The following is a 25240-nucleotide window of genomic DNA, read 5'->3' as shown; positions in this document are numbered from 1 at the left end:
CAGAGCCGGCTTTCATAATCAGGTCCGCTGAAAGGCCGGATGCACCTCAGATCGCGTCTTTGCAGCGCCGGTCCATCACCGAGCTGTGCCGAGCGGATTATGAAGGGGCGCCGGGCAGGCTGGATGGCTGGCTTGCCAACAAGACCGCAGACACCGCGCTGGCCTGGATGGCGGGGCCCGGAGTGTTGCTGGTTGCTGGCAGTCCATGGAACGAAGACACTCTGCAAGGAGTTGGAATGGGGCTGCCTGACGCTGAAATTGTTCTGAACTATGTGTATCCGGACGCCCGGTTCAAAGGCGTCAGCAAGGCGATTGTCACTGCGCTTGAAGACTATTTTTCTGCCAGGGGGCAGATGAAGGTGCATCTTCAGAGCACGCGCACGGCAGAGCGCTTTTACCGGTCGATGGGCTATCGTCCGGTCGCCGGGACGGATGCGCCGGGCCCCCTGTTTTTTGAGAAAGAGCTTCAGCCATGACCAGACTTTTCGACACAACAAGCCGGGATGCCACTTTTGAGCACGCCGAGCTGGTCCGCAAATACGAGCTGTATAGAACCCTGGTAGAATTTCTGGCGGCGCTGACCTTTGTGGTTGGCAGCGTCTTCTTTTTCTATCCCGGTCTGATCTATGCCGGAACGTGGCTGTTCCTTATCGGGTCTGTGCTGTTTGGCGTGCGCCCATCCATCCGTCTGTTGCTGGAACTGAAGCTCGCCAATCTGCCGGTGCCGGCCGAATTCCGGCCCTATGGGGCCGCGCCTGTTGACCAAGAACCGGGCGCATGACGGTCACACCACCAAAGCCAGGACCCCCGGCGGTCATGGTCCAGGGCACCGGGTCCAACGTGGGCAAGAGCCTGATCGTTGCCGGTCTCTGCCGACTCTATGCCAATCAAGGCCTCTCGGTCCGTCCGTTCAAGCCCCAAAACATGTCCAACAATGCGGCGGTGACTGCAGATGGCGGCGAAATTGGCCGCGCCCAGGCGCTTCAGGCCATGGCCTGCCGAGTGCCCTTGTCCGTGCACATGAACCCGGTTCTTCTAAAACCGGAGACCGAGACCGGCGCGCAGGTGATTGTTCAGGGCAAGCGCTTTGGCACCATGCGTGCGCGTGACTATGGCCAGCACAAAGCAGCGCTTCTGCCAAAGGTTCTGGAAAGTTTTGCAAAGACGGCCGCGCATGCGGATCTCGTGATCGTGGAAGGGGCGGGCAGCCCGGCAGAAATTAATCTGCGCGCCGGGGATATCGCCAATATGGGCTTTGCAGAGGCGGCGGATCTGCCGGTGCTCCTGTGCGCGGATATTGACCGGGGCGGGGTGATCGCCTCCGTGGTTGGCACCTGTCAGGTGCTGACCGCGGAGGAGCAAAGGCGCGTCCAGGGCTTTTTCATCAACCGGTTTCGGGGCGATCCGAGCCTTTTTGACGATGGCTTGCGTGAGATTGAAGCACGGACCGGCTGGCACGGGCTGGGCGTTGTGCCCTGGTTTCAGGACGCAGGAAAGCTTCCGGCTGAAGATGCGCTTGGCCTGGAAAGCGGCTTCGGCCAGGGAGATCTCAAAATCGCGGTGCCTGTGATCTCCCGGATCGCCAATTTTGATGATCTCGATCCCTTGCGGCTGGAGCCGGGCGTCACGCTTGAGCTTGTTCCGCCTGGCAAGGCACTTCCGGGGGATGTGGATCTCGTGCTCTTGCCGGGGTCCAAATCCACCATTGGCGACCTGGCCTTTTTCCGCAAACAGGGCTGGGACATCGACCTTGCCGCCCATCACCGCCGGGGCGGGCATATTTTAGGGATCTGCGGTGGCTATCAGATGCTGGGCAAAACCATCTCTGATCCGCAAGGTATCGAAGGGCCCCCGGGAACGGTGGAAGGGCTTGGCTTTCTGGACGTGGCCACCGAACTCACTCCGCACAAGTCCACCGACCCGGCTAGGGGCGTTCATGTGGACACCGGCGCGGAGATATCCGGTTATGAAATTCACATCGGCAGGACGTCAGGACCTGACTGCGCTCGGCCCACGGTTCATCTGGACGGCGGGCGTCCCGATGGGGCCAAGTCTCCGGATGGACAGGTTCACGGCACCTATGTGCACGGCCTTTTTACCCAGGATGCGTTCCGGTCCGCCTGGCTGCATCGTTTCGGGGCCGCCTCGGACATCGCCTACGACCAGCGCATTGATGAGGTTCTGGATGAGCTGGCAGAGCATTTGCGGCTCTCTATGCACACCGAGGAGGTGCTCAAGGTGGCGCGGGCACGCTGATCTGGTGCCCTCCGGCTCTTGTCAGGCTGCGGGGAAACTCACGACCAGCGCCAGAAGCGCAACCAGCAAGGCCTGACAGCCACAAGCGGCAATCAAAATCCGCAAGGACCGGTCAATATCTTCTGCATCCGTATTCCGGCGGCCGGTGCCGTTGAGATAAGGGTCCTCCACCCGGTAGCCCGGATAGATCCTCGGCCCGGCAAGCGCGACATCAAGCGCGCCCGCCATGGCCGCCTCCGGCCAGCCCGCATTGGGGGAGCGGTGCTTGGGCGCGTCCTCAAAGACAGAGCGCAGGCTCTTTTGAAAGGTGCCTCCGGCAAGCGGTGCCGCAAGGGCGATAAACAGCCCGGAAAGCCGGGAGGCGGGCAGATTGATCAGGTCATCGAACCGGGCGCAGGCCCAGCCGAAGTCGAGATAGGTCTTATTTTTGTGGCCGATCATGCTGTCGGCCGTGTTGACCGCCTTGTAGGCCAGCAGCCCAGGTAGCCCGAGTATGGCGAACCAAAGAGCCGGGGCCACGACCCCGTCGGAAAAATTCTCGGCGCAGGATTCAATTGCGGCACGGGAAACGCCGGCTTCATCAAGGGCGTCCGGATCACGTCCGACAATCATGGCGACCGCCTTGCGGCCGCCGGAAAGGCCGCTTTGCTGGAGCCCGTCGCGGACGGCGGCCACATGCTGATAAAGGCTGTTCTGGGCCAGAAACACTGCGGCGATGAGAATGATCAGACCATCTCCAAAGGGGATGTCGCGCGCGGCCGTTTGAATGGCCCAGCCCAGGACAAAGGCCCCGGCCACCAGTCCAATCAGCGTGACAGATCCGCCCAACCGGCGTTGTTGGGCGCTGAACTCCGGACGGTTGAGGGCTGTGTCCAACACGGAAATGCCTTTGCCGATCCAGACAACTGGATGGGGCAGGCGGCGCCACAGCCAGTCCGGATCGCCCAAAAGAGCGTCCAGGCAAAGCGCCGCCAGAAGCAGCCAGAGCGCGGAACAATCCATCAACATGAGCTCTCGTTAGATCTCCTGTTGGGCCTCTGCAAGGGCAGTCTTGAGCCGTGCAAGATTTTCCGCGCTGCCCGGCAGGCCGAAGCGGATCCAGGTTGGGGCATAATCGAAAATGCGTGTCCAGATATGCCGTCGGGCCAGGGCTGCATGCAAGGCTGCGGCCTGCCGGTGTCCGGCGAGTGCATAAAGCGGAGTGCCACCGAAGACGCTCAAATGCTGCTCGGACAGGGCGAGGGTCAGATCCGCCATGTCATCCGCCAGACGCCGCAAGGTGGCTTCCTGCCAGTCCAGGTCGCGCAGGGCTTTGACGCCGATTTCCAGGGCCGGGCCGCTGACGCTCCAGCTTTCCAGACGCGCGTTCAGTGCGTTGATCAGTGAATGCGGTCCTGCCAGAAAGCCAAGCCTGAGCCCGGCCAGACCAAAGAACTTCCCGAAAGAGCGCAGCACGGCCACATTTTCTTCGCCCAGATGGGGCAGCACGCTGGCACCGGGCACCGCATCGGCGAAGGCTTCATCAAGCACCAGAAACCCGCCCCGGGCCGTCAGGGTCCGGGCGATGTCAAGCAGACTTTTCACGTCCACCAGACGGCCGTCCGGATTGTTCGGATTGACCAGCAGCACGATCTTCGCATCAGAGGGCAGGGCATAGACGCTGGACAGTTCAACAGGGCACCGTCCTTCCCGCTGCCAGACGGTCTTGTGGCTGGAATAGGTGGGGGCGGCCAGGGCAACAGGCCCGTCCGGGAGAAGGGAGGGCAGCAGGGAGAGAAGGATCTGGGTGCCAGGCGCGGCCGCAAGCCCCAAATGGCCGCGCACCCGATAGGCCTTGCGCGCGGCGGCTGTCAGTTGTTCCGTTTCCGCGCGTCTGGGGAGCCCGGTCCAGGCTTCAGGGGAGAGGTCTGGCAGGGGGTAACTGTGCGGATTGATGCCGGTCGATAGATCCAGCCAGTCACTGGCCGCGCCTCCGAACCGCTCTGCCGCCTGAGACAGATCGCCGCCATGTTCCAAAATCAAGTCCTTCCTGTCGTGCTGTGTCCGCCCTGTCTTGCGTGAGAGGGGCAGGCGCGTTGCCAATGACTTAGCCGATTTGGAGCGTTTGGTCAGTGCCGGAAACACCCGCCCCTTGTCAGAAATGCAAATTGACGGGATCTGTATTCAGGAAATAAGAACAAAGAAAGAACAAATTGAAAGGAAGCTCCATGTCCACCGAACGGCGGAGCCCGGTGCCGAAGTCATTTGACCGGGTGCGCTTGTTGACCGTTCTGGCCGAGGCGCGCCGGGAACTGGTGGCCGCGCAACGGGCCATGCGGCCAAAGTCAGGCCTGTCCCGTTCTGCTGACGCAGTGATTTCGGAGATCGACGAATTCGCCTTTGTTGTGACGGGTGACCGCGAGACATTTCACGCAAACGCCCATGGAACGCCACCGGCAGTCCCCGGAAAGAGGGAGTGAAACAAATTTTACAGGAAAAGGTGGAGGCCCCGACCGGAATCGAACCGGTGTACACGGATTTGCAATCCGCTGCGTCACCACTCCGCCACAGGGCCGCCGGGTGGTGTGCCGCGCCTTATCAATCAGTTGGGCGCTCCGGTCAAGTGCTGAAATTGCGTGCTTTGATATTTCCACCGGATCTCATAGTGGGACCGAAAGGCCAAGGGGCACAAGAACGGCGGCGATGTGCCACAGAGAACGAGGCGTCGGAGGTCGGAAGGCTTGTCAGGCCGCGTCCGCAGCGGTAAGGATCAACGGCACGAGGCGCTGGGAAACCGGCAGAACCAGGTGAGGGCCGAAATGACGGACTTTGTTCAGTCCCGGCGCAAGATGGTGGACAACCAGTTGCGCACAAATGACGTGACCGATCACCGGATTCTGGATGCCATGGAAGCCATTCCGCGTGAGCGGTTCGTGCCTGCCTCGAAAAAAGCGATCGCCTATATTGATGAAGACCTGCCAGTCGGGTCCGGCGACAGTGGCCGCGTTCTGATGAAGCCGCATATTTTCGGAAAACTGGTGCAACTGGCCAATATTCGCGCAGACCAGGTGGTCCTGATTGTGGGCACCGCAACCGGCTACAGCGCGGCTGTTCTGTCCAAGCTGGCCGCCTCGGTTGTGGCCCTTGAGGAAGACGCGGATCTTGCAAAAACGGCCTCTGACCTTCTTGTCGATCTGGGCATTGAAAATGCCGTTGTCGTAGAAGGCCCGCTGGCGGAGGGATATCCGTCGGAAGGGCCATATGATGCGATCTTTGTTGATGGTGCCGTGGAAGTTCTGCCCAACGCGTTGACGGAGCAGTTGAAGCCGGAAGGCTGCCTTGCCGTCGTGGAAGGGCTTGGAGGCGCTGGGGAAGCCCGCCTGTATCAGAAATCTGGAGATGCGGTCAGTGCCCGATTCGGCTTCAACGCTTCTGTCGGTGTGCTGCCCGGGTTTTCCAAGGCTGAAGAGTTTGTCTTTTAAGACACAGGCAGACGCAAGAGGCTGAAATTTTGCCGGGGGCGGCGGATTTCCTTAAATTGAGCAATATTTTAATGATTCTTCTGGCTTGTTGCCCGAAAGCCGCACTCGTAGAAATTCCGATTTTATGGACCGTAAACGGTTGAAGTATAAAATCCTTCAGTTTACTCAACACACTGATGTGTTGTGATCCGGAAGGAGCGTTGAGTGTTTTGTCGTTCAACAAAAAAGGCGGTGTCTGTCAGGCTCGCGCTGATGGCGGGTGTAACAGCCGCTGCGTTGGCTGGTGCTGCGGTTTCACCAGCGAACGCTGAAACGATTTGGCAAGCGCTTGCTCTCGCTTATGAAAACAACCCGAGCCTCAATGCCGCCAGGGCGGGGTTGCGCAGCACCGATGAAGGTGTGCCGCAGGCTTTGTCGGGCTGGCGCCCGTCGGTCTCCGCAAGCGCGAATGCGGGGCGGAATTTTTCCGAAACGGGCAGCACCGGGTCTGTCCGCAACAACGCTTCGATCTCCTTGTCGATCAGCCAGACCTTGTTCAAGGGCTTTCAAACGATCAATTCCGTCCGTCAGGCCGAGGCGATTGTGCGCGCGCAGCGCGAAAGCGTTTCGTCCACCGAGCAGGACACGCTTCTTTCTGCGGCGACTGCGTATGTGGATGTGATTCGTGATACCGCGCTCGTGTCATTGCAGCGCAGCGATCTTGAATTCCTTCAGGAGCAGGTCAGGGCAGCGCGGGACCGGTTTGATGTAGGCGAGGGCACCCGGACCGATGTCAGCCAGGCGGAAGCCCGTGCTGCCGAAGCCCAGGCGAGCCTGAACTCCGCCTTGGCCAACCTGAATGCCAGCCGCGCCGTTTACCGGCAGCAGATCGGCATCGAGGCCCGCAACCTGTCCGCTGACACAAGGATTAGCAAATACGTACCGACCTCTCTGGATGATGCGCTAAAGACAAGTGAGAGCAGTCAGCCGCTCATTTTGCAGGCGCAGCATCTGGTCGATTCCGCGATATTTAATGTGAAGGCGGTCGAAGGACAGCTGCTGCCGACGGTCTCCTTGTCCGGAAGCGTGTCTCGCAGCTGGTCGAGCGATTCATTTGCGACAGATGCCGCTTCTGTTTCCGGTACGGTCAGCATTCCGATCTATCAGGCTGGCAGCGTCTCATCCAGCATCCGTGCGGCCAAGGAGTCGCTTGGCCAGACCCGTCTTCAGCTGGATGTGACGCGGGATCAGGTTCGCGCCAACGTGATTTCAGCCTGGGGCAATTTTCAGGCTGCAGAAGCGTCAATCGTCGCGGCTCAGGCCGCTGTGGAAGCTCAAAAACTTGCCCTGGAAGGTGTGATTGAAGAGCAGCGCGTTGGTCAGCGCACCACATTGGATGTTCTGGACGCGCAGCGGGAACTGGTCAGCCAGCAATCAAGCCTTGTGACGGCTCAGCGCAACCGGATCGTGAGCGGGTATCAGCTCGTTTCTGCTGTGGGGCGGCTGGATGCAAGCAATATCGGCCTGAAAGTGCGCCACTACGATCCGAAGCAGCACTACAACGCTGTCCGCAACAAGTGGTACGGCTGGACAACGCCAGACGGACGCTAGAGCGATCTGGATGATCCAGGAAAAGAAACCGGCTGAAACGGTTGTTTCGGCCGGTTTTTTTTGGCTTTATTCGGAAATGTGCCTGCTGGTCTGGACCCGGTTCAGAGCCGTCACGCTGGTCCAGGATCAGGATATGGGCCGTGTCCGGGTCCACATGAATGGTCTCATTCGGGACTTAAGAGGGGATAAGACCATGGCACGGGGCCCGGTCGCTTTGCTGCTATGGTGTTGATCCGCATAATTTCCGTTAACGAATCACCCGGAAAGGGCTGGGCGGTTCGCAGCGTGGCCCACAGTTACGGGGGAAGTCATGGCAGAGGCGAAAAAGGCTGAAGAGCCGTCGATGGAGGAGATCCTCGCATCGATACGCCGGATCATATCCGACGAAGACGCCCAGGGTGCCGAGGCCGAAACGGGTGAAGCTGAAACTCCAGTAGAAGAATCGGTTGATGATATGGGCGACGCCTCTGAAATGTCCCAGGACGACCTCGACAAGCTGTTCGACATGGAGGACAGCGGAGGAGACGATGCAGCTCCTGCCGAAGAGGTCGATGAAATGGCAGCTGCCATGGAGGCTGATGCTGCAGAAGATGAAGTCGTCGCCGAGGAGCCAGAAGACGATATTCTGGAACTGACGGAAGAGCTCGCCGTTCCCGAAGACGATATGGAAATGGTTGAAGGCCTCGCGGAGGATTTCGACAGTCCGGCTGGCGACTTGTCCTTCGCCGAAGACGACAGCCCGGAGATGATGCCGGAAGCGGCGCCCGAACCAATTCCGGCCTCGACCATGGATACCTTGCCGGTTCCCGACAACCTTCCAAATGTTGCCGACGATGACCCGCTGACCTCCAACAACACCGGCGAAGCCGTCCATGCGGCTTTCGACAATCTGGCCAATATGTTTGTCGGCACCCAGGCCCAGACGGTGGAAGAATTGGTCAAGGAAATGCTCCGTCCCATGCTGAAAGCATGGCTGGACCAGAATTTGCCCGGAATGGTGGAGCAAATGGTTCAAAAGGAAATTCAAAGGGTCACCCGCCGGCGCTGACTTAGCCCCCACGGCGTATCCGGTGCGGCGGTTCAGGCGCCTGGGGACAGGTGACAGCCTTTAAAGCCCCGGGTTGCAATGGCAGAGCACATGGCTTGCCATTCACAGCCTCTACAGGCTGTTCGGATCTGCCCCTTGGCGAAAGCACCTCTTAATGTGGCAATATGCTCCGGCCCGAGACGCAGGGTCTGGCCGGGGGCTATATCGGTTTGCAAAAGCCTGCCGATGTCCTCGGCTGCGGCAGCGTCCCGGTTCAAAACGCTGTCATTGTGGCAGTGGCAGCCGTCATCCAACAGCCAGCCCTGGCATATGTCGTCAGGTCCTGAGACAATCTCGACGCTCGCCCCGGCATTCAGCCGGGCCATCACCCGATCATAGGTGCGCACAAAATCCGGCGTATAGCCTTTGCCAAGATAGGTGAGCATGCACAGGAGATGATGGGGGCGGAGTGAAACAATCATCAAGTCCTTATGCCAGCAAAATGTCCTCATCCCAAGAGGCCAGGCGGATTGCCGGGCATTTCGCAGGGCATGGCCGTGTGGCGGGCGGAACAGTGCGGTTTAACAGGTTGACTTGCACCTGCGCTTCCGATTTACACGGGGACTCACGATTTTGATCAAACTCTCCCATTGAGTGACCCTGATGCTGGATAAGACCTACGATGCGGCCAGCGTTGAGCCGCGGATTTACGAAACCTGGGAAAAGGCTGAGGCCTTCAAGGCCGGGGCAGGTGCCAAGGATGGCGCCCCGGCCTTTTCCATCGTAATTCCGCCGCCCAATGTGACCGGGTCCCTGCATATGGGCCACGCGCTCAACAACACGCTTCAGGACATTTTGATCCGATGGAAGCGGATGCAAGGGTTTGATGTTCTCTGGCAGCCGGGCACGGACCATGCGGGCATCGCGACGCAGATGGTCGTGGAACGGGAATTGATGGAGAGTCAGCAGCCTGGCCGCCGTGAAATGGGCCGCGAGGCCTTTGTCGAGCGGGTCTGGGAGCAGAAGCGCAAGTCTGAGGGCACGATCCTCGGGCAGCTCAAGCGTCTCGGTGCGTCCTGCGATTGGAGCCGGACAGAATTCACCATGTCGCCGAACCTGTCGGATGCGGTTCTGAAGGTGTTTGTCTCCCTTTACAGGGAAGGCCTGATCTACAAGTCCAAACGGCTGGTGAACTGGGACCCGAAATTCGAGACTGCGATCTCTGATCTTGAGGTCGAGAATGTCGAGACCGACGGCCATATGTGGCATTTCAAATACCCGCTGGCCGACGGTGAAACCTATGAGTATGTCGAGAAGGATGAGGACGGCAACGTCACGCTGCGCGAGACCCGCGACTATATCTCGATTGCCACGACCCGACCGGAAACCATGCTTGGGGACGGCGCTGTTGCCGTTCATCCGTCCGATGAGCGTTATGCGCCGATTGTCGGAAAACTCTGTGAAATTCCGGTTGGACCCAAGGAACACCGCCGCCTGATCCCGATCATCACGGATGATTATCCGGACCCGGATTTCGGCTCCGGTGCGGTGAAGATAACCGGTGCGCATGACTTCAACGATTATGGCGTTGCGCAGCGCAACAAGATTCCCATGTACCGGCTGATGGACACGACCGGCGCCATGCGGGCCGACGGCGCGCCCTACGCGGAAGAAGCGGCCAAGGCGCAGGCGATCATTGACGGCGCGCAAATGACCGTCAACGAAGTCGATCTCATCAACATCGTTCCGGACGAGCTGCGCGGTCTCGACCGTTATGAGGCCCGCAAGAAAGTCATTGAACAAATCACGGCCGAAGGTCTGGCGGTCATGGTTCCGGCCGACCATCCGGAGGTGGCCTGGATGAAGGGCCAGGCCCCGGACTGGCATCCTCAAGGCCGGGCGGTTTTGCGTCCGCTTGATGAGGGGGCGGAAGCGCCTGTCCAGCTGCCAATGATCGAAGCCAAAAAGATCATGCAGCCGTTTGGGGACCGCTCCAAAGTGGTCATCGAACCGATGCTGACGGATCAGTGGTTTGTCGATGCAAAGACATTGGCTGCCCCGGCGTTGGAGGCAGTCAGGAATGGCACCACAAAGCTGATTCCGGGCAATGCGGACAAGATCTACTACAACTGGCTGGACGACATTCAGCCCTGGTGTATCTCCCGCCAGCTCTGGTGGGGGCACCAGATACCGGTCTGGTATGATGAAGACGGAACCGAATACTGCGCCCATTCCGAAGAAGAAGCCGTTGAGATGGCTGGGGGCAAGGCCCTGACGCGGGATGAAGACGTGCTCGACACCTGGTTTTCGTCCGCGCTCTGGCCGTTTTCCACGCTTGGGTGGCCGAACAAGACCCCGGAACTTGAACGCTATTACAAGACCGACGTTCTGATCACCGGCCTCGACATCATCTTCTTCTGGGTGGCCCGGATGATGATGCAGGGGCTTCACTTCATGGACGAAGTGCCGTTCCACACGGTCTATTTCAATTCGATTGTGGTCGATGGCAAGGGCAAGAAAATGTCCAAGTCGACTGGGAATGTCATTGATCCGCTGGATCTGATTGACCGGTTTGGAGCTGATGCAACCCGCTTTGCCCTGGCCAGCCAGGAAGTTCAGGCGCGCAGAATGCTGCGCATGTCGGATCAGGCCGCCGAAGGCGGCCAGCGCTTTGCCACAAAGCTCTGGAATGCGGCACGTTTTGCGGAAATGAACGGTTGCGCACGGGTGGCGGGCTTTGATCCGGCCACCGCTCAGCAAAGCCTGAACCGCTGGATTGCAACGGAAATGGGCCGATGCATTTCCGATGTGACGGCGGCTCTTGAGGAGTACCGGTTCAACGATGCGGCCGGAGCGGTTTACCGCTTTACCTGGAACACCTTCTGCGACTGGTTCCTGGAACTGGCAAAACCCATCTTCAACGGGGACGATGAGGCCGCTAAGGCGGAAACTCGGGCAACCACGGCCTGGGCGATTGACGAGATCCTCAAGGTTCTGCACCCGTTCATGCCGTTCCTGACCGAGGAATTGTGGGAGCGTTTGGGGCATGAAGGGGCAAAGGCCGGCGCGCTCTTGATGCTGAGCGACTGGCCAAAGGTTCAACTGGCCGACGAACAAGTCGCAGAGGAAATCAACTGGCTGGTGTCCGTGATTTCGGAGATCCGCTCGGTTCGGGCGGAAATGAATGTTCCGGCCGGGGCCAAGGTGGCTCTGGTCGTCACCGGCGCCTCTGCAGCGACCCGGGAGCGTCTCAAGACCCATGAAGCGGCACTTTTCCGTCTCGCGCGGGCAGAGAGCATTGCTCTGGCTGAAGTTGCCCCCGCTGGCGCGGCCCAGATCATTGTTGGAGAGGCAACGGTGTGCATGCCGCTGGCCGGGATCATCGATCTGGCTGCTGAAAAGGCCCGCCTGGAAAAAGAGGCAGGCAAACTGGAGGGCGAGATCTCCAAGGTCGAGAAGAAACTCGCCAACCCAAAATTTGTCGAAAAGGCGCCCGATGACGTGGTCGCTGGCGAGCGGGAGAAGGTGGCCGAGGCCAAGGAAAAACTGGACAAGGTTCAGGTGGCCTTGAACCGGCTTGCGGAAATCGGCTGATGACGTGGCCAGCCCGGAAAAGCACCGTGTCTTTTCCGGGCCGCAATTCGGTGCTAGCGCCACACAGACGAAAGCCACTACCTTAAGCATCAGCGACTCACAACTCCAATGGCACACGTGTTGAAGACAAAGCAGACAGCAAGGCGGATCCTCAAGAGCGCGGCATTCTCTGCCTGTGCGGTTCTTGTCTCCGTTGTTGCCCAGACGGATGCGGTCAGGGCGGAAAAGATCGACAATCCGGTGGCCGTCTTTTCGGGTCTCGACAAGATCACCGGCCGTATCATTTCGTTTGATGTTTATATCGGAGAAACCGTTCAATTTGGTGCGCTGCAAGTCACGCCGAGGGTTTGCCATACGCGGCCCCAGACGGAATCGCCGCTGACAACAGGCTTTGTCCAGGTGGATGAAATTACCTTGAACAACGAAGTCAGACGGATTTTTTCCGGTTGGATGTATGCCGCCAGTCCCGGCCTGCATGCTGTCGAGCATCCCGTCTACGATATCTGGCTGACCGGCTGCAAGCTGGCTTCCAAGGTTCCGCCGCCGGAGGATTATTCCGGCCCGCCGATAACAGGGGTCGTTCCGGAGGACGAAGACCCGCTCGCAGGCCCGGATGACGGTGTTGCCAAAGGTCCGGGTATTCCTTTGCGCAAGCCGACGCAAGACCTCAATTGATCTTGCGGGCGGGAAAACCTGGCCGCCGCAATTCAAAGGCTGTTTTGCCACGGGTAAAGCCGAGGCTTTCGTAAAAGCCATGGGCTTTGGTATTTGCGGCGCCGGACATGAGCATGATCTTGAAACAGCCTGCGGACCAGCATCTTTCAATCGCTTCAGTCATCAGGCGTTTGCCGATGCCCTTGTTGCGATTCTCCGCTGCTGTGACGACATTTTCAATCAGCGCATAAGGAGAGCAGCCTCTCGTCAGATTTGGGATAATGACGAGGGTGAGACACGCGACAGGCCTGCTGTCCTCCACCCCAAGCAGCAGTGTAAGTCCTGGGTGTTGGAGCATTTGCAGGAAAACGTTTTCGCGGGCCTGCGGTGACGCAGTCAGGTCTTGCGGATTGAGGTCGTCATAAAGCAGGAGAACGCCTGCAAGGTCGGCTGCTTCGGCAGGGCGGATGAAAACCGTGTCACACATGGCAACAAAAAGCCCGCCTGAGCGGCGGGCTTTTTTCCTTAATTATCAGTCGATTTCGACATAGTCTTCCGGGGTCAGGCCGAGGCGGCCGTCCACATAGGTGCCGCAGCGCTCCAGAAGTTCATCCATATCGTTTTCAAAGAAGTGGTTGGCGCCCGGAATGGTTTCGTGATCGATCACGATGCCCTTTTGGGTCTTCAGCTTGTCCACAAGGGTCTGAACGTCTTTCTGGGGCACCACCTTGTCCTGATCGCCGTGGATAATCAGGCCGGAAGAGGGGCAGGGCGCCAGGAAAGAGAAGTCGTGCAGGTTTGCAGGAGGGGCGACTGAGATGAAACCTTCCACTTCCGGACGGCGCATCAGAAGCTGCATGCCGATCCAGGCGCCGAAGGAGAAGCCGCCAATCCAGCATGCCCGCGCGTCCGGGTGCACGGTCTGGACCCAGTCAAGCGCTGCAGCCGCGTCGGACAATTCACCCTGACCGTGGTCAAAGGCACCCTGCGAGCGGCCGACACCACGGAAATTGAACCGAAGAACCGCAAAACCGCGCCGGGCGAACATGTAATACATCTGATAGACGATCTGATTGTTCATCGTGCCGCCAAATTGCGGGTGCAGATGCAGAACCAGTGCGATCGGTGCGTTGCGTTTTTTGGCGGGATGGAACCGGCCCTCGAGCCGGCCCGCGGGACCGTTGAAGATCACCTCAGGCATGAAGCGCTATGTCCTTGTCGTCTTGTTGCGCCGGAAAAAGGCAAGGCGCGGGAAGTGGGGTTCTGAACTACGTGGTTTCCCGTAAGTCTAAACTTGACTCTTAGCCTCCAAGTTTCTAGAACCCTGTTTAGAATTGTTCGAAAGTTTGCATAACCCCCTTGCGGCGGCAACACTCGGTTCGACCGGTTGGGGCTGTTATCGTCATCACAGAGAAAAATTTCAAGTTTTTCGAACATGTGCTTGGCGATTAAGCAAATTTTCGATGGCGTTTAACCTGTGAAATCATCGACTGGAGTGTCATGCCACGACGTTCTGACCCGATCTATCTCGATCACAATGCCGGAGCGCCTCTGCGGGCCGGTGCGCGTGAGCGTATGATCGAAGTGTTGAACGACACGGGCAATGCGTCTTCGGTCCATGCGGATGGCCGCCGCGCCCGGGGCAGGATCGAGACGGCGCGCGAAGACGTAGCGCGTCTGTGTGGCGCGAAGACCCGAGCGGTGACTTTTACCTCCGGCGGAACGGAGGCAAATCAGACGGCCTTGTCTGCGTCCTGGCAGGACCAGGGCGCTCCGGTCTATCTTGACAAGCTGTTCCGCAGCGCGGTCGAACATCCCTCTGTTGCGGCCGGCGGCCGGTTCGCTGTCTCGGATCAGGTGGTGCTGGAGGTTGATTCGAACGGCCGTCTCAAGCTGGACCGGTTCGAAGAAGCTGTGTCTCAGGCCGGACCGAGCCTTGTTTCGGTCATGGCCGCGAACAATGAGACCGGCGTCATCCAGCCGCTTGGCGACATTGGCCGGATCGCGCAGGCCCATGGCCATTTTTTTCATGTGGATGCGGTGCAGGCAGCCGGGCGGATACCGGTAGATCTGGACAGCTGGCAAGCCGATGCGGTGACCTTGTCCGCGCACAAGTTCGGCGGGCCTCAGGGGATCGGCGCTGTGGTTTTCCGCTCCACCGCTCGGGTGCCGTCGCCGCTGATGGTTGGCGGAGGTCAGGAAAACTGGCGCCGGGGCGGGACGGAAAATGTGGCTGCGATCAGCGGCTTCGGTGTCGCGGCCCTGGAGGCCCTTGAAGAAACGCGCGGCATGGGCCATGTGAGTGCATTGAAGACCCAGCTCGAAACAGGCCTTCGGACCATTTGCCCCTCGACCGTCATCTTCGGCGAGGGCACTGACCGCCTTGCAAATACAAGCTGTTTCGCCGTGCCCGGTATTTCCGCAGAAACCGCATTGATCGCTTTTGATCTCGAGCGCGTATCCGTTTCGTCCGGATCCGCCTGCTCGTCCGGCAAAGTGTCCGTCTCCCACGTGCTGACCGCCATGGGAGTGGATGAAGACGTGGCGCGCTGTGCATTGCGGGTGAGCATGGGCTGGAACACTACCCAGGCGGATATCAGCGCGGTGCTTGAACTCTGGCCGGCCATTGTGGACCGGCTCAACCCGGGCGCCCGGCACAGGGCTGCTTAAGGGAAGAAAACCGGCGGGAAACCGCCAGAAAATCGCACAGGACAGGAACTGTCCTGTGCAGCAATCGTCAAGGAGCGGGCCGCAGGCCCGTCTAATGGAGGCAAGGGATGCCAGCTGTACAGGAAACCATCGATCAGGTGAAAGCTATCGATGTCGACCAGTATAAATACGGCTTCGTCACCGACATTGAGTCGGAAAAAGGGGCCAAGGGTCTCTCTGAAGAGACCATTCGTTTTCTGTCGGCCAAGAAGAACGAGCCGGAATGGATGACCGAATGGCGCCTCGACGCCTTGCGCCGGTTCCAGCAGATGGATGAGCCGGATTGGGCGCGTGTCTCCTATCCGAAGATCGATTTTGACGACTTATATTACTGGGCGGCGCCGAAATCCGTTGAAGGGCCGAAGAGCTTGGACGAGGTCGATCCGGAGCTTCTGGCGACCTATGAAAAGCTCGGCATTCCGCTTGCCGAACAGGAAATCCTGGCGGGCGTAGAGCCCAAAAACCGGGTGGCCGTGGATGCGGTGTTCGATTCAGTGTCCGTCGTCACCACCTTCAAGGAAGAATTGAAAAAAGCCGGCGTAATTTTTTGCTCCATTTCCGAAGCTCTGCGCGAGTATCCGGATCTGGTGAAAAAATATCTCGGTTCGGTTGTTCCGGTGACGGACAATTACTACGCCACCCTGAATTCGGCGGTCTTCTCCGACGGCTCCTTCGTCTATGTGCCGGAAGGTGTGCGCTGCCCGATGGAACTGTCGACCTATTTCCGCATCAATGAGCAGAACACAGGCCAGTTTGAGCGCACTCTGATCATTGCTGACAAGGGCGCATATGTGTCCTATCTGGAGGGGTGCACGGCACCTCAGCGCGATGAAAACCAGCTGCATGCGGCCGTCGTGGAATTGGTGGCTCTGGATGACGCGGAAATCAAATATTCCACGGTCCAGAACTGGTTCCCGGGCGACAAGGACGGCAAAGGCGGGATCTATAATTTCGTCACCAAGCGCGGCGACTGCCGCGGCAAGAATTCCAAAATTTCCTGGACTCAGGTTGAGACCGGGTCAGCAATCACCTGGAAATACCCGTCCTGCATCCTGCGCGGTGAAAATTCCCGGGGCGAGTTCTACTCCATCGCGGTGTCGAACGGCTATCAGCAGATCGACAGCGGCACCAAGATGATCCATCTGGGCAAAAACTCCTCCAGCCGGATCATTTCCAAGGGCATTTCCGCAGGTAAATCCCAGAACACCTATCGCGGACTGGTCTCCGCCCATCGCAAGGCCTCGAATGCGCGCAATTTCACCCAGTGCGACTCGCTCCTGATCGGTCAGGACTGCGGCGCCCATACGGTGCCCTATATCGAAAGCAAGAATGCATCGGCGCAGTTCGAGCACGAGGCGACCACCTCGAAGATCTCGGACGATCAGATGTTCTATTGCCTGGCGCGGGGTCTTTCTGAGGAAGAAGCGGTTGCGCTGATCGTCAACGGCTTCGTGAAGGACGTAATTCAGCAGCTGCCGATGGAATTTGCGGTTGAGGCACAAAAGCTGATCTCGATCAGCCTGGAAGGATCCGTGGGCTGATTGCCGGCCTGCTAGACGAAAATGACTTGGGCGACACGCCCGCTACAGAAGCAAGGATAGTCTCATGCTTGAGATCAAAAACCTTCACGCCCGCATCGCGGAAGACGAAACCGAAATCCTGCGCGGCATCGATCTGACCGTGAAACCGGGTGAGGTCCATGCGATCATGGGCCCGAACGGTTCCGGAAAATCGACCCTGTCCTACATTCTCGCCGGCAAGGACGACTACGAGGTGACCGAGGGCGAAATTCTGTTCAACGGCGAGAATATGCTGGAGATGGAACCGGATGAACGTGCCGCCGCCGGCATGTTCCTGGCCTTCCAGTATCCGATTGAAATTCCGGGTGTTGCCACCATGGAATTCCTGAAAACCGCCATGAATGCGCAGCGCAAGGCGCGCGGGGAAGACACGCTGTCGATCCCGGATTTCATGAAGCGGGTCAAGGAAGCCGCCAGCCACTTAAACGTGTCCATGGACATGCTGAAACGGCCGCTCAATGTGGGCTTTTCCGGCGGTGAAAAAAAGCGCGCCGAAATCCTGCAGATGTCTTTGCTGGAGCCGACGCTCTGTGTGCTCGATGAAACCGATTCCGGACTTGATATCGACGCGCTGCGGATCGTCTCCGACGGGGTTAACAAGCTGCGGTCTCCGGAGCGCGCAATGGTAGTGATCACTCACTATCAGCGTCTTCTTGATCACATCGTGCCGGATGTGGTGCATGTCCTGTCCAAGGGCCGGATCGTCAAGACCGGTGACAAGGATCTGGCGCTTGAGCTGGAGAAAAACGGATATGCCGACTACATCGAAACGGCCGCCTGAGGGAGCAACGCGACATGAACGCAACTCTGCCCATCAAACATACCCAGGCCGAAAGCGAGCTGTTTGACCGGTTTGAGACTGCCAGGACCGCCCTGGCCGGGTCTGTTGCCGTCAGCGCCTTGAGGGAAGGGGCGATCAGCCGGATCCGGGACAAGGGGCTGCCGCACCGCCGGGTCGAGGAATATAAATATTCCGACCTGCGCGCCTTTCTGAAAACGGCATCGCCGCTGGCAGGTCCTGCGGACAAGGCCTCCGCGGAAAAGCTGCTGGCCGGTGAAGACGCTTACGGTGATCTGGAGCGGTACCGGATTGTGATTGCCAATGGCACGTATCAGCCGGAGCTTTCCGATCACGTGGGCCTTGCCGCTGAAAAGGTTACTGTGACATGCCTTGCAGACGCCCTTGCCGGAGAGGAGGGCGCGCAGCTCCTGAGCGAGCCGAAATCGGCCGCAGGCGATGGCGTTCTGACGCTGAACACCGCCTTTGTTCAAGGTGGGGTGGTCATTTCAGTTGCAGACGGGGCCGATATTTCCAAACCTGTGGAACTGGTGCATGTGGCGACGTCTGAAGGCGCGCAGGTCACTCGCATCAAGGTGAGCGTGGCACAGGGGGCCAAGCTGCGTCTTCTGGAAACATTCATTGGGCAAACTGGTTCTGGCGAACGCAACGCGGTCTTTGAATATGAGGTCGCCGACAAGGCGTTCCTGGCCAGCACACGTCTGGTCGTTGGTGTCTGCGAGGCCGCACACCTCATCACGACGATCGCATCGCTGGGCGCGGAAGCGGAGCTGAAGACCCTTGGCTTCCTGGCCGGGCCGCGTTTTGTGCGCAATCAGCAGTTCGTGGAGTTTACCGGCGAGCATTCGGAAGCCAAAATCTATGGGGTCACCATGGCTGGCGGAGACGATCTGGCGGACCAGACCTTGATCGTTGATCATGCGGTTCCTCATTGCAACAGCCGCGAGTTCTTCAAGTCTGTTCTCGACGGCAGGGCCAAGGGTGTTTATCAAGGCCGCATCAACGTGGCCCAGCATGCTCAGAAGACCGATGGCGAGATGATGACCCAGGCCTTGCTGCTGTCTGAAGACGCGGAAATGGCGAACAAGCCGGAACTGGAAATCTTCGCGGACGACGTCATTTGCGCCCATGGGGCAACCAGCGGTCAGATTGATGAGGATCTTCTGTTCTATTTGCAGGCCAGGGGTATTCCGGAAGCCGAAGCCAGAACGCTGCTGGTGCTTGCATTTCTGTCCGAAGCTATTGAAGAATATGAGGAAGACGACGTGACCGGCGTTCTGGAAAACCGGGTGCGTAACTGGCTTGCCAGCCACTAAAGCAAGTCCGGCAAGGAGCCGCCGACTTTTGAGCTTGGGCGTGTACCAAGACACTTCGGAGCATTTCATTGTCCCTTGTGACAGGGAAATGCTCTGGAGGGACCGAACTTCAACCGGAATGGCTGGGCTGCTTTTTCAGCTCCAGACCGCGTCTGGCATTGTGAGAACAAGGAGCAGCGCCGCATGACGGTCGCGACCGCACACAGGGCCGATGAGGCCACGGGATATGATGTTGAGGCCGTCCGCAGGGACTTCCCGATCCTCTCCCGCGAGGTTTATGGCAAACCATTGGTCTATCTCGACAATGGCGCGTCGGCCCAGAAACCGGCAGCGGTAATAGATGCTGTGTCCAAGGCCTATTCGGAAGAATATGCCAATGTGCACCGCGGCCTGCATTTCCTCTCCAACACGGCCACGGACAATTACGAGGCGGCGCGGGACAAGGTGCGCGCGTTCCTGAATGCCGGCTCCGTGGAGGAGGTGGTGTTCACCCGCTCCACGACCGAAGCAATCAATCTGGTTTCCTATGGCCTGGGACCGGAGTATTTCGGGCCGGGCGATGAGATCGTTCTGTCGATCATGGAGCACCATTCCAATATCGTTCCTTGGCACTTCCACCGGGAGCGCCATGGGGCGGCCCTGAAATGGGTCTATGTCCGCGAAGACGGTTCTTTTGACCTGGACGCCTTTTGCGATGCGTTGAGTGAGCGCACCAAACTGGTTGCGGTGACCCAGATGTCCAATGTTCTGGGCACGGTGGTGCCGGTCAAGGACATCTGCCGGATTGCCCATGAACGGGGTATTCCCGTGCTTGTGGATGGCAGCCAGGCTGCGGTTCATATGCCGGTCGACGTTCAGGACATTGACTGCGATTATTATGTCTTTACCGGCCACAAGGTTTACGGACCGTCCGGCATTGGTGTTTTGTGGGGCAAATCTGAGCGCCTGAAGGCGTTGCGTCCGTTCAACGGCGGCGGAGAAATGATCCTCGACGTCACCGAGGACAAGGTGACCTATAACGATCCGCCGCACCGGTTTGAAGCCGGGACGCCGCCGATTGTTCAGGCCATCGGTCTGGGCGCAGCACTGGACTATATGGACACGCTTGGCCGGGAAAACATCGCCCGCCACGAAGCTGATCTGAAGGACTATGCCCATCAGCGGCTCAAGGAAATCAATTCTTTGCGCATTTTTGGCGAGGCGCCGGGCAAAGGTGCGATCATTTCCTTTGAAATGGCCGGTGCCCATGCCCACGATGTGGCAACCATCATTGACCGGGCTGGGGTGGCGGTCAGAGCCGGGACCCATTGTGCCCAGCCGCTCTTGGCAAGATATGGTGTAACCTCTACATGTCGGGCAAGCTTTGGCCTCTATAACACGCGGGCCGAAGTGGATGCCTTGTATGAATCCCTGCTCAAGGCTCAGAGCTTTTTCGGGTAAGGACGAGCCAGTATGGAAGATGCAACGACCCTAGACACAGCCGCAAATGGCGAAGAACTTCAGGCGGACGTGACAAGCAACAGCGCCATTCCGATGGAAGAGCTTGACCGCTTGACCACGGACATTGTCGGGGCCTTGAAGACGGTCTACGACCCGGAAATTCCTTGCGATATTTACGAGCTGGGCCTGATCTACAAGGTTGATATCGAAGATGACCGGTCGATCAATATCGATATGACCCTCACGGCTCCGGGCTGTCCGGTCGCTGGGGAAATGCCTGGCTGGGTGGAAAATGCGGTGTCTTCAGTGCCAGGGGTAGGTCCCGTGAATGTGGACATGGTCTTCGATCCCCCCTGGACACCCGACCGGATGTCGGACGAAGCCAAGGTCGCGCTCAACTGGTATTGAAGTCAGGCCCTTTTTTTCGCTAAGCTGGCTTCCCATATGAAGACCTGCTCCTTTCAAGGAAGAATGAGGACACAATGGCTGCCGCCGGAAAATTCAAGGTCATGAGCCTGACTGACGCCGCCGCTGACCGGGTGAAGGAACTTGTCGAAACCTCCGACAAGGAGGTTGTCGGCCTGCGGGTCGGGATCAAGAAGGGCGGCTGTGCCGGTATGGAATACACCATGGAACTGGTGGAAGAGGCCAAGCCCGGGGATGATCAGATCGAAGACAAGGGCGCCCGTCTGTTTGTCGATCCGTCTGCCGTTCTGTTTCTGCTCGGTACGGAAATGGACTTCGAAGTGACCAAGTTCCGCGCAGGCTTTGTGTTCAAGAACCCGAATGAAGTGTCGGCCTGCGGGTGCGGCGAATCGGTGTCGCTACAGGCCGCCGACATGACCACTCTGGCCCGTTGAGCCGGGGAAACAGGGCCGGACCGGCCTGGCTTTTCTGATAAGAGACTTTCATGAGACTGTTTGAGCGTCTGAAGACCGACGCCGTCCGGCAATGGGCGGATTACACCGATCATGCCTTTGTGCAGCAGCTTGGCAACGGAACCCTGCCTCTGGAGTGCTTCAGACACTATATGGTACAGGACTATCTCTTCCTGATCCAGTTTGCGCGCGCTTATGCGCTTGGGGTCTATAAAAGCCATAGCGTGGACGATATGCGCCAGTCCCTGGAAGGGGTGAAGGCGATTTTGGATGTAGAGCTGGAGCTGCATCTGGAGCTTTGCGCCGGTTGGGGCATGCAACGGGACGACATTGAAAAAGCGCCTGAAGACACGCCCACAATGGCGTATACGCGCTTTGTTCTGGATGCAGGCATGGCCGGCGATCTGCTGGACCTGCAGGCAGCCCTGGCCCCCTGTGTGATGGGGTATGCGGAGATTGGGAAACGTCTTCACGAGAGCGGCTGCAGCCACCCCGACAATCCCTATCACCGTTGGATCGCAGAATATGCTGGCGCCGACTATCAGGCTCTGGCCAAGGGATTCGAAGACTGGTTTGAGGCGACCGCCCAAACGAGTTTGACCGAAGGCCGTTATCCCCGGACCCTGTCGACTTTCGAAAAAGCGTGCCGTCTGGAAAGTGACTTCTGGCAGATGGGGCTCAACACATCATCTTGATCAGCGTCAGATCAGGGAAGGCCCTGATCTGACCGCCAGTTTCATGCGTGTCACGTTCATTTGGATTTGGCACCCTCCGATGAAACGTGATGTGCGCTCGATCTCTCGAGCCTGTCGGCATCTTCAGGCTCAGGCACCAAAACCAGCGAATTTGTGCGCGCTCAGATCGTGTTCTGTCTTCACCATGTTCCGGCCCGCATTTTTGGCCGCATAGAGGGCTTCATCGGCCCGGGCCACAATCGAATGCGCTGTATCCATCGCATCAAAGATGGCGATGCCGACCGAAATGGTCACCCGGCCCAGGTTCTCGCCAGTGGAACGTTTGACGAGCTCCTTGGATTGAACGGCGGCCCGGATGCTCTCGCCAATCTCCGCAGCATGGTCCAGTTCGGACTGCGGAAGAAGGATCGCGAATTCCTCGCCGCCATAGCGGCAGGCAACGTCCTGGCTTTTGACATTCTGCTTCACGGCCAGCGCCACAAGACGCAGCACCTGATCACCGGTCTGGTGGCCATAGGTATCGTTGAACTGCTTGAAGTGATCGATATCCGTCATCAGAAGCGCAAAGCTTCGTCCGCTTTCTTTGGCGTGTTCGATGATCTTCTCGATGGAGACTTCGAAGTGTTTTCTGTTGTTGAGGGTCGTCAGCTCATCTGTCAGCGACTCGTAGCGGATCGCTTCGAGGGATGACTGAAGGGTCTCGATATGTTTTTTGGATTCAAGCAGCTGGCTTTCCAGCTTCCGGTTGGAGACCACCGCATTCTGGGTCGACTTGACCAGATGGGTGACATAGATCTGCAGCTTTTCCGGGTCGGTGAGCTCCTGGATCTTGCGCCCGGCCTGTTCAAGAGCCGCGCCATAATCAGAGGTCACGTCCGCGCTGAGTTTCAGCGAATCGATCAGATCTTCAACTTCTCTGGAAACTTTTGTGCCAACTTCGTCAAGCCGGTCGCCAAGGCGCGTTGGCGACAGAAACCGCGCATAGAGATCAAGCATCTCGTCCGAGTTGATACGGCCTTCTTTTTGAATTGTCTCGTTGACAGCCCTGTTCAGGCCCTGATTGTATCCGGCAGAATACGTGTACCAGAGCTCATAAGAACGCGGATAGGCAGGCAGCGTGTTTTTCTTGATATAATCTATTGCAGACTCACCATAAGTGATCGTCCGCTTGTGGTCGTCTTCTTCCGACATAAAGGTTCTCTCGACTTAGTCCTGCGCATCCGCCCCACACGGGCGCAAGAGCTATGTCCAAATTCTGCCGGAAGGTTTAAGGACCGGTTAAGCTTAAGGCCGAACCAACATTAAAAGTGACGTTAGGATGCTTTTTTGGGCCGTGGCTCCCGCAAAAGGAAAGCAGGGATATGCACACCTGCGCTGAAGGCCGGTTCCTGCTTGCCGGACTTAGGTTTCTTTCCGGCAGGTTTGCGGGGCAGGGGAGACACGGTCGCACTCTGACCCGCTTCAGGTGCCTCGGCTTCAGTCACCACTTCCGGCTCCCGCTGCTTGCGGCGGCGGCCTGTGGGCTTTGCTTGAGCCTCGTTGTCATTGCTGGATTCAGCGGCGGCCTTGCTACTGGCCTTGCCACCTTTGCGCCGGGCTTTGCGTTCCTTGGCAGCAGCTTCAAAGTCCATCGGATCTCCAAGCCATTCAATGGACTGTTTGATCAGGCTTTCAATGGCGTCGAGATATTTCTTGTCTTCGCCCGTCACCAGTGTAAAGGCGGCTCCGCTGCGGCCGGCCCGGCCCGTGCGTCCGATGCGGTGAACATAGTCTTCCGCGTTGCTCGGCACATCATAGTTAAACACGTGGCTGACTTCGGGAATATCGAGGCCCCGGGCGGCGACATCACTGGCCACCAGCAACTTGATGTTTCCTTTACGGAAATTGTCCAGCATCATCATACGCGTGCGCTGGTCCATGTCACCGTGGAGCGCGCCAACATTATATTCATGACGTTCCAGTGACCGGAACAGGGTCGACACGTCGCGCTTGCGGTTGCAGAACACGATCGCGTTTTTCAGGTCTTCAGCCTCTTCGAGCAGTTCCCTCAAAGCGGCGCGCTTCTCATATTCCTTCGACGGCGAGGATTTCAGGCGCTGCGTAACATTGTCAGATGTAGATGAGGTGGGAGCCACCTCAATCTTGGCCGGGTTCTGAAGAAAGGAGTCGGTCAGTCGCTGGATTTCCGGTGGCATGGTGGCCGAGAAGAACAGGGTCTGCCGGGTGAACGGGATCAGTTTGCAGATACGTTCAATATCGGGAATGAAGCCCATGTCGAGCATCCGGTCGGCCTCGTCAATCACAAGGATTTCAACGCCTTGCAACAGAAGTTTGCCGCGCTCGAAATGATCCAGCAGGCGGCCCGGGGTTGCGATCAGAACGTCGGTGCCACGGTCCAGTTTGCGGTCCTGCTCGGCAAAAGAAACGCCGCCGATCAAAAGCGCAACATTGAGCTTGTGATTGGTGCCGTATTTTTCGAAGTTCTCTTCAACCTGGGCGGCAAGTTCGCGTGTCGGTTCCAGAATAAGCGTGCGCGGCATTCTTGCGCGGGCGCGGCCCTTTTCCAGAAGCGTCAGCATGGGCAAGGTGAAACTTGCCGTCTTTCCTGTCCCGGTCTGGGCGATGCCGAGAATGTCGCGCCGCTCAAGGACTTGAGGGATCGCGCCAGCCTGAATGGCGGTAGGGTCCTTATAACCGGCTGCATCGACTGCAGCGAGCACCTTCTCGCTAAGACCGAGAGTATCAAATGACATGGAGCGTTTTGCCCGGATGTTGTGATTGTAGGAAAATGGCACTTAGGAGACCGTTTGTGCCATCGTGCGCACACACTACAGTCATGCGCTGCAGTGTCAATGCGCCTGGGTGGCGAAACACCAAGAAAATCGAGCATTTGCGGGCATGATTTGCCAACTCAGTTAATAGTGTCGCTCAATTGCCATCTAAAATTTTCTTTTCAAGTCGATGCGCGCAGCAGTATCGACTCTAAAGAACAGGTCATTTTGCCGCAAAGGTTCAGGGTTATCGCTTATGGAAGCGTGGCTTCAGGACCGTGAAACCGTGTCAGTCCGGAAACAGTCGGCCAAATGAAACATATCCAGCGCACGAATACTGCGTCCCGGTGCCTGGCATGCTGACCGAAACAGATCCCGTAAAGTTGCTGCTGGCAGCGCCAAGCAAACAAAAGGTATTCCGTTTGTCTTACCGGACACCCTGCTGCGCTTGAGGGGCGCAACAATTGCCC

General features: G+C 58.3%; 24 protein-coding genes and 1 tRNA gene. 17 read left to right on the top strand and 8 right to left on the bottom strand.

Annotated elements, in window-relative coordinates:
* Positions 1–59 precede the first annotated feature (59 nt).
* Genes ACXAIC_RS02300 through ACXAIC_RS02290 form a run of 3 tightly spaced genes read left to right on the top strand, consistent with a single transcriptional unit; the run spans position 60 to position 2256 of the window.
* On the top strand, positions 60–476 hold the full coding sequence (locus tag ACXAIC_RS02300) for a GNAT family N-acetyltransferase (protein ID WP_475173184.1): 417 nt from the start codon (positions 60–62) through the stop codon (positions 474–476).
* Positions 473–781 (top strand): YrhK family protein, encoded by a 309-nt coding sequence (locus ACXAIC_RS02295; protein ID WP_475173182.1) that lies wholly within the window; start codon positions 473–475, stop codon positions 779–781. Before ACXAIC_RS02300 ends, ACXAIC_RS02295 begins: the two co-directional genes overlap by 4 nt.
* Before the next feature lie 35 nt (positions 782–816).
* Entirely contained in the window at positions 817–2256 is a 1440-nt protein-coding gene (locus ACXAIC_RS02290) for a cobyric acid synthase (RefSeq protein WP_475173180.1), read from the top strand.
* A 21-nt stretch (positions 2257–2277) separates the two neighbouring features.
* Here the strand turns inward: ACXAIC_RS02290 and cbiB are convergent, their stop codons facing one another.
* Positions 2278–3264, bottom strand: a complete 987-nt coding sequence (gene cbiB / locus ACXAIC_RS02285; protein WP_475173178.1) for an adenosylcobinamide-phosphate synthase CbiB — start codon at positions 3262–3264, stop codon at positions 2278–2280.
* 9 nt (positions 3265–3273) lie between these two features.
* Positions 3274–4278 carry a threonine-phosphate decarboxylase CobD gene (cobD, locus tag ACXAIC_RS02280; RefSeq protein WP_475173176.1) on the bottom strand — a complete coding sequence of 335 codons (1005 nt, stop codon included), beginning with the start codon at positions 4276–4278 and terminating at the stop codon, positions 3274–3276.
* 185 nt (positions 4279–4463) lie between these two features.
* On the opposite strand from cobD, the gene ACXAIC_RS02275 reads away from it, so the two are divergent.
* Positions 4464–4715 (top strand): hypothetical protein, encoded by a 252-nt coding sequence (locus tag ACXAIC_RS02275; RefSeq protein WP_475173174.1) that lies wholly within the window; start codon positions 4464–4466, stop codon positions 4713–4715.
* A gap of 21 nt (positions 4716–4736) precedes the next feature.
* Here ACXAIC_RS02275 and ACXAIC_RS02270 read toward each other — a convergent pair.
* Positions 4737–4810 (bottom strand) — tRNA-Cys (locus ACXAIC_RS02270).
* Between the two features lie 244 nt (positions 4811–5054).
* Between ACXAIC_RS02270 and ACXAIC_RS02265 the strand changes: the two genes are divergently transcribed.
* From ACXAIC_RS02265 to ACXAIC_RS02255, 3 genes are all read left to right on the top strand, one after another.
* On the top strand, positions 5055–5717 hold the full coding sequence (locus ACXAIC_RS02265; protein ID WP_475173172.1) for a protein-L-isoaspartate O-methyltransferase family protein: 663 nt from the start codon (positions 5055–5057) through the stop codon (positions 5715–5717).
* A gap of 252 nt (positions 5718–5969) precedes the next feature.
* A complete protein-coding gene (locus ACXAIC_RS02260; RefSeq protein WP_475173170.1) occupies positions 5970–7307 on the top strand; it encodes a TolC family outer membrane protein in 1338 nt (445 codons plus the stop codon).
* A 310-nt stretch (positions 7308–7617) separates the two neighbouring features.
* Positions 7618–8355, top strand: coding sequence for a PopZ family protein (locus ACXAIC_RS02255; protein ID WP_475173168.1), 738 nt, complete (start codon positions 7618–7620; stop codon positions 8353–8355).
* A gap of 32 nt (positions 8356–8387) precedes the next feature.
* Here ACXAIC_RS02255 and ACXAIC_RS02250 read toward each other — a convergent pair whose 3' ends face one another.
* Positions 8388–8816 carry a DUF1284 domain-containing protein gene (locus ACXAIC_RS02250; protein WP_475173166.1) on the bottom strand — a complete coding sequence of 143 codons (429 nt, stop codon included), beginning with the start codon at positions 8814–8816 and terminating at the stop codon, positions 8388–8390.
* A gap of 181 nt (positions 8817–8997) precedes the next feature.
* Between ACXAIC_RS02250 and ACXAIC_RS02245 the strand changes: the two genes are divergently transcribed.
* Together ACXAIC_RS02245 and ACXAIC_RS02240 are read left to right on the top strand one after the other, a co-directional pair.
* Complete coding sequence (locus tag ACXAIC_RS02245; RefSeq protein ID WP_475173163.1) at positions 8998–11928, top strand: valine--tRNA ligase; 2931 nt, start codon at positions 8998–9000, stop codon at positions 11926–11928.
* A 108-nt stretch (positions 11929–12036) separates the two neighbouring features.
* Positions 12037–12603 carry a DUF2155 domain-containing protein gene (locus ACXAIC_RS02240; RefSeq protein ID WP_475173162.1) on the top strand — a complete coding sequence of 189 codons (567 nt, stop codon included), beginning with the start codon at positions 12037–12039 and terminating at the stop codon, positions 12601–12603.
* On the opposite strand, the gene ACXAIC_RS02235 is transcribed toward ACXAIC_RS02240, so the two are convergent.
* Positions 12596–13069 (bottom strand): N-acetyltransferase family protein, encoded by a 474-nt coding sequence (locus ACXAIC_RS02235; RefSeq protein WP_475173161.1) that lies wholly within the window; start codon positions 13067–13069, stop codon positions 12596–12598. The two genes, ACXAIC_RS02240 and ACXAIC_RS02235, sit on opposite strands and share 8 nt — an antisense overlap.
* A 45-nt stretch (positions 13070–13114) precedes the next feature.
* Positions 13115–13783, bottom strand: coding sequence for an alpha/beta hydrolase (locus tag ACXAIC_RS02230; RefSeq protein ID WP_475173160.1), 669 nt, complete (start codon positions 13781–13783; stop codon positions 13115–13117).
* Positions 13784–14082: 299 nt separating this feature from the next.
* Between ACXAIC_RS02230 and ACXAIC_RS02225 the strand changes: the two genes are divergently transcribed.
* The 8 genes from ACXAIC_RS02225 (at position 14083) to tenA (ending at position 21999) form a co-directional block, all read left to right on the top strand.
* Positions 14083–15252, top strand: coding sequence for a cysteine desulfurase family protein (locus ACXAIC_RS02225; RefSeq protein WP_475173157.1), 1170 nt, complete (start codon positions 14083–14085; stop codon positions 15250–15252).
* Positions 15253–15359: 107 nt separating this feature from the next.
* Positions 15360–16832, top strand: coding sequence for a Fe-S cluster assembly protein SufB (gene sufB, locus ACXAIC_RS02220; protein WP_475173156.1), 1473 nt, complete (start codon positions 15360–15362; stop codon positions 16830–16832).
* Positions 16833–16896: 64 nt separating this feature from the next.
* Positions 16897–17652 (top strand): Fe-S cluster assembly ATPase SufC, encoded by a 756-nt coding sequence (gene sufC, locus ACXAIC_RS02215; protein ID WP_475173155.1) that lies wholly within the window; start codon positions 16897–16899, stop codon positions 17650–17652.
* Positions 17653–17666: 14 nt separating this feature from the next.
* On the top strand, positions 17667–18986 hold the full coding sequence (sufD, locus tag ACXAIC_RS02210) for a Fe-S cluster assembly protein SufD (RefSeq protein WP_475173153.1): 1320 nt from the start codon (positions 17667–17669) through the stop codon (positions 18984–18986).
* 183 nt (positions 18987–19169) lie between these two features.
* Positions 19170–20426, top strand: coding sequence for a cysteine desulfurase (locus ACXAIC_RS02205; protein WP_475173151.1), 1257 nt, complete (start codon positions 19170–19172; stop codon positions 20424–20426).
* A gap of 12 nt (positions 20427–20438) precedes the next feature.
* A complete protein-coding gene (locus ACXAIC_RS02200; RefSeq protein ID WP_475173150.1) occupies positions 20439–20834 on the top strand; it encodes an SUF system Fe-S cluster assembly protein in 396 nt (131 codons plus the stop codon).
* A gap of 101 nt (positions 20835–20935) precedes the next feature.
* Positions 20936–21286: a Fe-S cluster assembly scaffold SufA gene (gene sufA, locus ACXAIC_RS02195; protein ID WP_475173147.1), complete on the top strand. Its 351-nt coding sequence runs from the start codon at positions 20936–20938 to the stop codon at positions 21284–21286.
* Between the two features lie 50 nt (positions 21287–21336).
* Positions 21337–21999 carry a thiaminase II gene (tenA, locus tag ACXAIC_RS02190; protein WP_475173145.1) on the top strand — a complete coding sequence of 221 codons (663 nt, stop codon included), beginning with the start codon at positions 21337–21339 and terminating at the stop codon, positions 21997–21999.
* 129 nt (positions 22000–22128) lie between these two features.
* Here the strand turns inward: tenA and ACXAIC_RS02185 are convergent, their stop codons facing one another.
* The gene (locus ACXAIC_RS02185) at positions 22129–23190 is read right to left on the bottom strand and encodes a GGDEF domain-containing protein (protein WP_475173143.1); all 1062 of its coding nucleotides are present in this window, start codon (positions 23188–23190) and stop codon (positions 22129–22131) included.
* A 122-nt stretch (positions 23191–23312) separates the two neighbouring features.
* Positions 23313–24752, bottom strand: a complete 1440-nt coding sequence (locus ACXAIC_RS02180; RefSeq protein WP_475173141.1) for a DEAD/DEAH box helicase — start codon at positions 24750–24752, stop codon at positions 23313–23315.
* Positions 24753–25240 lie beyond the last annotated feature (488 nt).

Source organism: Roseibium sp. AWQ4_254 (genome assembly GCF_056161025.1).
Note: the sequence above shows the minus strand (reverse complement) of the source record. Positions and strands in the feature narration are given on the sequence as shown.